Raw genomic sequence first — 5,044 nt, 5'->3', positions numbered from 1 at the left:
ACTGCCAGGCATCAATTAAGTGAAGAAGCCCTGAACGAAAGTTCAGGGCTTTTTTACGTCTGCAGATCGATGAATTCCCCCCTAAAAGCCACGAAAACATCCCACTTGCGGCTAACTGATCGGGTAAACTACGGCCAGATTAATCAGTAAAGGCCGTGAAATGTCCAGCCCCCGCACTTCTTTAAAAGCTTTCAACACATTGGGTCTAGAGATCAGTACTCAAGCCCTGTATATCGCTGACACACCTGAAGCCATTATTGATGCCTGGCAAGCGACTCAGCAGCGAAACCAGCCTTTCATCGTGTTAGGTGAAGGAAGCAACGTGCTATTTCTTGAGGACTTTAATGGCGGAGTGATCGTCAACGCCATTAAAGGCATCTCTCTTGAAGAGAAAGATGAAGCATGGCATTTGCATGTGGGCGCAGGCGAAAACTGGCATGAGCTGGTCGAGCATACTTTAAAGAAAGGCATCACTGGCCTGGAAAACCTGGCGCTCATCCCTGGGATGGCCGGTTCAGCACCTATACAGAATATTGGCGCCTATGGCGTCGAATTCAAAGACATTTGCCACTATGTAGACGCGCTGCACTTGCCCACGCAAAAAATCAGACGCCTTTATAGTGAAGAATGCTTATTCGGCTATCGTGACAGTATCTTCAAGCATGCATTGAAGGATGATTACGTGATTGTTGCCATTGGACTTTGCTTAGCAAAGCAGTGGAAACCCGTCTTAAGCTATGGCGATTTAGCCAAACTTAATCCTGCCACAGTGTGCGCATGGGATGTGTTCCATGCGGTGTGCCATATGCGAAAAAGCAAATTACCGGATCCCAAGATAACGGGCAATGTGGGCAGCTTCTTCAAAAACCCTCTGATCTCCCATGAACAGGCCTCCGCACTGATGCAAGAGTGGCAAAATATGCCGCATTACCCGCAGGCGAATGGTGAGGTCAAATTGGCTGCAGGCTGGTTGATCGATCAATGCAACCTGAAAGGCTTCAGTGTCGGTGGTGCCGCTGTCCATCGCCAGCAGGCACTGGTATTGATCAATGAAGATCAGGCGACACCGCAAGATATTGTTGGGCTCGCTCAGCATGTACGAAATTCCGTTGGTGATAAATTCAATGTTTGGCTGGAGCCAGAGGTACGCTTTATTGGTGCTCAGGGCGAACGTAATGCCGTTGAGGTAATATCATGAAAGATCATAACGTGCCCCTCAAATTGGTCGCGCTTCTGGCAGATGGGGAGTTTCACTCAGGCGAACATCTGGGAGAGTCACTCGGCATGAGCCGTGCTGCGATTAACAAGCACATCCAGACATTGAAAAGCTGGGGTCTGGATGTTTACACCGTTACGGGCAAAGGCTACAGCTTACCTGCGCCAATCCAGCTATTGGATGAAGCGGAAATCCTGTCACATCTGCAGCAGCCGAACCTGGCGGTGATTCCCGTCATTGATTCAACGAACCAATACTTGTTAGAACGTATGGATCAGTTGGTATCAGGTTACGCGTGTATTGCAGAATATCAGCAGGCCGGGCGAGGCCGTCGAGGTCGCAAATGGTTCTCACCGTTTGGCGCTAATTTATATCTTTCGATGTATTGGCGACTTGAGCAAGGTCCGGCTGCGGCAATGGGGCTGAGCTTAGTGATTGGTATTGTTATGGCTGAAGTGCTTCAGTCTCTTGGCGCACCTGATGTCCGCGTGAAATGGCCAAACGATCTCTATCTCAACGACCGCAAGCTGGCGGGTATTCTGGTTGAACTCACAGGTAAAACCGGCGATGCCGCACAAATTGTCATGGGCGCAGGTGTCAATCTGGTGATGCGTTCAGAAAGTGCGACAGAGATTAATCAGGGGTGGATAAATCTGCAGGAAGCCGGCGTAAGAATTAATCGCAATGAACTCGCGGCTAAAATAATCAATAGCCTGCGTGATGCTCTGCCGATATTCGAACGCGATGGGCTGACGCCGTTTGTGGAACGTTGGGATACGCTGGATAACTTTATCAATCGCCCGGTAAAACTGTTGATTGGCGATAGAGAGGTTCACGGTATTGCACGCGGCATTGATAAACAGGGCGGATTATTACTCGAGCAGGATGGAGAAATTAAATCTTGGGTGGGTGGTGAAATTTCGCTGCGACCAGGTCATTAAGCTTATTCATTAATAATAAACGCCCTGGTATGACAGGGCGTATAGCTATCTGTTTGTTATTTTCGCAGCCGAACACTTTGAACTGCATGGTCTGCGGATTTCGTCATAATCAAACTCGCACGCTCACGAGTGGGCAGAATGTTTTCTTTTAGATTCAGCCAGTTGATCTCTTTCCACAGCCCTCGGGCGATATTCAATGCTTCGTCTTCGGGTAATTGTGAATAGTGATGGAAATAAGAGTCGGGATCGCTGAATGCCCCTTCGCGGAATTTTAGGAAGCGGTTAACGTACCAGTTTTCTAATAAGGCCTCTGGTGCATCGACATAAATCGAAAAGTCGACAAAGTCAGAAACAAATACATGGTGAGGATCGTGAGGATAATCCATGCCACTTTGCAGTACGTTGAGCCCTTCAAGAATCAAAATATCCGGCTGTTGCACAACTTTGTCACCATCAGGAATCACATCGTAAATAAGATGCGAATACACCGGCGCTGTGACCTGGCTGGCCCCCGATTTCAAATCCGACACGAAATTCACCAGACGATGCATATCGTAGGATTGCGGGAATCCTTTCTTTTTCATCAGGCCGCGTTCTTTAAGCACCGCATTGGGGTGCAAAAAGCCATCGGTAGTGATCAACTCAACTTTACGATGTTCGGGCCAACGGCTAAGCAGTGCTTGCAGCACACGTGCCGTGGTGCTTTTACCCACAGCAACACTTCCGGCGATACTGATAATGTAAGGGATTTTTTGCCCATTCATACCAAGGAATTGCTCTAAAACGGCCTGGCGGCGCAAATTTGAGCTGATATAAAAGTTGAGTAGGCGGGATAACGGCAAATAGATCTCTGCGACCTCTTCTAAGGAGAGATCTTCATTGATTCCACGCAGTCGTTCAATCTCGCCTTCTGCCAATGTCATCGGCACTGAATCGCGTAATGCGGCCCATTGCTGACGATCAAACTGCAGATAAGGCGTGGTTAGTGGTGTCGTTTTTTTACTCATAAGCATGCATCTGACCGCAAATTCTGGCTCATCAACATCTTGCAGCAGCAAGCATACAATGATGCGGAGAACTCAGTTGCACGTCACGGGGGGTAATTTAACGAGAACAATGGGCTGGAGGGTAACACCAGTGCGACTTCGAAAAGAAGCAAAATGATAAACCTGAGCACGCTTTCGTAAGCGTGCCCGCATTTTTGATATCGCTCAGTAGCTTGTTGTGAGCGTTTCTGCTGCGCTGGTCCGCAAGCGCTTGTAATAGATTGCACCAGGGTGAGGGTGGCCATCGGCGCACAATGCGTAGTCAGGCAGCTCTCCAAGATAGTGATAGCCATGAGCACGGTAGAAGTGCTCGATGGGTGATCCTGCCAGCACATCCAAATACAACAGGCTACGTTGGTAACTCTCAGCTTTATTCTCCAGCCTGTTCATCAGTTCGCGGCCAATACCTTCGCGCTGTGCCGTTGAGTGCACCAGTAAATGCAGGACCTCCGCTCGGTTCCGTCCATCGGGACGCTGACAGATGCTGAGCTGCACGCTACCCGCTACGCCATCATCTGTAAGCGCAACCCACAGTAATAATTCATGACGTGCCATGCCGTCTCGCAAGCTATGAAAATAGCGTTCGGCTTCCTGATGTGCTTGCTGGCCATGAGAAGAATGGAATGCTGCTGCCATATTGTGTTGAATGGCATCAATCATTAATGCAGCCAGCGCTTTTCGATAGCGAGGCAACGTCTCAGCATTAAGTTGAACAATATTCATAAGGCATTCTCCTCAACCAAACCCAGACTTTTAAACAAAGCAAAATGCGGGCCAGCACAAAAAACCTGCGATCGAGCGTTAAGTGAGAAAAAAATTGACCAAACTGCACAACGAGAATGCAGCATGACCCACAAATGTGCAGAACAAATGACACGGATAAAAAGCTCAGGGCGTAGTTCACTGGCGTAAAAACACACTGAATTTGGGTGAAAAAACTGCATGTAATGGGCTATTTGCGATGATTTGCACAAATAGTAAGCGATAGAACAAAAATGACGATTTTTTTGTTGCATCCTGGGCGCGGTCTTCCTAGAATGCGCTCCACTTGATGCCGGCTTAGCTCAGTTGGTAGAGCAACTGACTTGTAATCAGTAGGTCACCAGTTCGATTCCGGTAGCCGGCACCATCAAGTAGGTGGGATTCCCGAGCGGCCAAAGGGAGCAGACTGTAAATCTGCCGTCTCAGACTTCGAAGGTTCGAATCCTTCTCCCACCACCATCTCAACCTCTTGGTTGGGCGTCAGATAAAGTCTTTGTCTGGCGGGTGAGTTCATCTCTCTCACCTTCGAATTCAGATTGCGTAGTAACGCAATCAAAGTCGGTCAGAAACTCTGGCAGGCTCGAATAATAGAAGGTCTTCTTTTATTATTCATAAGCTACAGAAAGAACAGGTAGCCGAGTTCCAGGATGCGGGCATCGTATAATGGCTATTACCTCAGCCTTCCAAGCTGATGATGCGGGTTCGATTCCCGCTGCCCGCTCCAGATGTGCTGATATGGCTCAGTTGGTAGAGCGCACCCTTGGTAAGGGTGAGGTCCCCAGTTCGACTCTGGGTATCAGCACCACTTCCTTTATCTCTCTCCTGATTCTCTCTCTGTAAACCAAACAGTCAGGCATTGCCTGGTTGATATGACGATATCTTCGATATATCCGTGTCTTAGAGGGACTAGCGATGGCTAAAGAGCAATTTCAACGTAACAAACTGCACGTAAACGTGGGCACCATCGGTCACGTTGACCACGGTAAAACCACCCTGACTGCTGCAATCACCACCGTTCTGGCTAAAACCTACGGCGGTAAGGCAAGTAAATTCGACGAGATCGATAAAGCGCCTGAAGA

General features: G+C 48.6%; 5 protein-coding genes and 4 tRNA genes. 7 read left to right on the top strand and 2 right to left on the bottom strand.

Annotated features, from left to right (window positions below):
• The first annotated feature begins 160 nt into the window (after positions 1–160).
• Positions 161–1,198, top strand: a complete 1,038-nt coding sequence (gene murB / locus QMZ30_RS25720) for a UDP-N-acetylmuramate dehydrogenase (protein WP_283229371.1) — start codon at positions 161–163, stop codon at positions 1,196–1,198.
• A complete protein-coding gene (gene birA / locus QMZ30_RS25715; protein ID WP_283229370.1) occupies positions 1,195–2,157 on the top strand; it encodes a bifunctional biotin--[acetyl-CoA-carboxylase] ligase/biotin operon repressor BirA in 963 nt (320 codons plus the stop codon). The genes murB and birA overlap by 4 nt, the downstream gene beginning before the upstream one ends.
• Before the next feature lie 56 nt (positions 2,158–2,213).
• Here the strand turns inward: birA and coaA are convergent, their stop codons facing one another.
• A complete protein-coding gene (gene coaA / locus QMZ30_RS25710; protein WP_283229369.1) occupies positions 2,214–3,164 on the bottom strand; it encodes a type I pantothenate kinase in 951 nt (316 codons plus the stop codon).
• A gap of 204 nt (positions 3,165–3,368) precedes the next feature.
• On the bottom strand, positions 3,369–3,926 hold the full coding sequence (locus QMZ30_RS25705) for a GNAT family N-acetyltransferase (protein ID WP_283229368.1): 558 nt from the start codon (positions 3,924–3,926) through the stop codon (positions 3,369–3,371).
• Between the two features lie 330 nt (positions 3,927–4,256).
• On the opposite strand from QMZ30_RS25705, the gene QMZ30_RS25700 reads away from it, so the two are divergent.
• The 5 genes from QMZ30_RS25700 to QMZ30_RS25680 all read left to right on the top strand — a co-directional run.
• A tRNA-Thr gene (locus tag QMZ30_RS25700) sits at positions 4,257–4,332 on the top strand.
• Positions 4,333–4,339: 7 nt separating this feature from the next.
• Positions 4,340–4,424 (top strand) — tRNA-Tyr (locus tag QMZ30_RS25695).
• A 190-nt stretch (positions 4,425–4,614) separates the two neighbouring features.
• Positions 4,615–4,689: transfer RNA gene (locus QMZ30_RS25690), tRNA-Gly, on the top strand.
• A 5-nt stretch (positions 4,690–4,694) separates the two neighbouring features.
• Positions 4,695–4,770: transfer RNA gene (locus QMZ30_RS25685), tRNA-Thr, on the top strand.
• Between the two features lie 107 nt (positions 4,771–4,877).
• Positions 4,878–5,044 (top strand): GTP-binding protein (locus QMZ30_RS25680; RefSeq protein ID WP_283228070.1); only part of this gene is annotated, 167 nt, incomplete at its 3' end.

It is taken from the genome of Pantoea sp. EA-12 (assembly GCF_030053355.1).
Classification (GTDB): domain Bacteria; phylum Pseudomonadota; class Gammaproteobacteria; order Enterobacterales; family Enterobacteriaceae; genus Pantoea; species Pantoea vagans_C.
The sequence above is the reverse complement of the archived record's forward strand: the minus strand, read 5'-3'. Positions and strand labels throughout refer to the sequence as shown.